Annotated in this window: 2 protein-coding genes; both read left to right on the top strand. The window is 66.1% G+C overall.

The window, feature by feature from the left end; translation table 11 throughout:
- The first annotated feature begins 33 nt into the window (after positions 1-33).
- Entirely contained in the window at positions 34-525 is a 492-nt protein-coding gene (locus tag JS531_RS11195; protein WP_240542196.1) for a hypothetical protein, read from the top strand.
- Positions 519-1,595 (top strand): IS3 family transposase, encoded by a 1,077-nt coding sequence (locus JS531_RS10840; protein ID WP_240542195.1) that lies wholly within the window; start codon positions 519-521, stop codon positions 1,593-1,595. The genes JS531_RS11195 and JS531_RS10840 overlap by 7 nt, the downstream gene beginning before the upstream one ends.
- Positions 1,596-1,598: the final 3 nt, after the last annotated feature.

Genomic DNA, 1,598 nt, shown 5'->3' with positions numbered 1-1,598 from the left:
TTTCTTGGACTGTGATCCGGGAGAGGAACCATCGTGGCGAGGTATACGAGGGAGCAGCGGCGGCGTGCGGTCGAGTTGTATGTGAGGTATGAGTGCTGCGCGGCGGATGTGATCCGGGAGCTGGGGTATCCCAGCCGGGAGGCGTTGCGCATGTGGCATCGCGACTGGCTCGAGGAGCGGGAGACGGGCGTGCCGTCGAGGCGCGGGGAACGGTATGCGCGTTATACGCAGGAGCAGAAGCGCGCGGCCGTGGACCATTACCTGACGCATGGTCGGCGGGCGAGCCGTACGATGCGCCAGATGGGGTATCCGAGCAAGGAGGTGCTGGCCGCGTGGATCGACGAGCTCGCTCCGGGCGAACGTCGGATTCGCCGTGGTCCGGTTCCCGTGGAGTTGAAGCGGGAGGCGGTCCTGAAGGTCGCGTCCGGCGAATCGAGCTCGCGCGAGGCCGCACGGGCGGTGGGTGTGGATTCGTCGGTCGTGCGAAACTGGAACTGCTCGGCGGCTCGAAAGGACTCATGGTGACGAAGAGGGAACCGGGGCGCGGGGATTCCTCGCCGCAGGACGATCCGGACGTGCTGCGCGGCGAGATCGCCGCGTTGCGCGCCGACCTCGAGCGTCTGCGCGCCGAACAGCGGGCCATGGAGATCCGATTGGCGATCATACGGGGTTCGGCGGAACTGGTGGGAAAAGAGCCGGGCGCAGACCCGGACAACCTGACCAACCGAGAAAAAGCCCTTCTGGTCAAAAGGATCAGTGAGGAGCTGCACGCCGACGCGCAGGGCCTGCTGGCGGAGGTCGGCATCGCGCGCAGCACGTACTACTACCAGCTCAAGGCCATGAACCGGCCCGACAAGAACGCGAGCCTCCTGTCCTTGGTGCGCGAGGCGTTCGAGAACAGCCGGCGACGCTACGGGTACAAGCGCATCCACCTCGAGCTCAGAAGCGCGGGCGTCGTCGTGTCGGCCAAGCGGGTCATGCGCCTGATGACCGCGCACGGGCTCGTGCCCGTGTTCAAAAGCGCGAAACGTTACAGCTCGTACAAGGGCGAGATCGGCGGCGCGCCGGCCAATCTCGTGAACCGCGACTTCCACGCCACCGCGCCGAACCGGCTGTGGGCCACGGACATCACCGAGTTCTCGATCCCGGCGGGCAAGGTGTACCTGTCGCCGGTCATCGACTGCTACGACGGCATGCCGGTCGCCTGGACCATCGGCACGAGCCCGAACGCCGCCCTGGCCAACGGGATGCTCGAGACCGCGTGCGCCACGCTCAAGCCCGGCCAGACGCCGGTCATCCACTCCGACCGGGGCTGCCACTACCGGTGGCCCGAATGGATCCGCATCTGCAGGGACCACGGGCTGACGCGTTCCATGAGCGCGAAGGGCTGTTCGCCGGACAACGCGGCCGCGGAGGGGTTCTTCGGCCGGCTCAAGCAGGAGTTCTTCCACAAGCGCAGCTTCAAGGATGTGACCATCGACAGGTTCACCGCCATGCTCGACGAGTACATGGTCTGGTACAGGGACAAGCGCATCAAGACCGAATACGGCATGAGCATCATGGACAAACGCGTCGAGCTCGGGCTCGTCGCCTGAACA

This window comes from Bifidobacterium sp. CP2, from assembly GCF_018555635.1.
In the GTDB taxonomy this organism is placed as follows: domain Bacteria; phylum Actinomycetota; class Actinomycetes; order Actinomycetales; family Bifidobacteriaceae; genus Bifidobacterium; species Bifidobacterium saguinibicoloris.
This window is presented reverse-complemented; position numbering and strand designations above follow the sequence as displayed.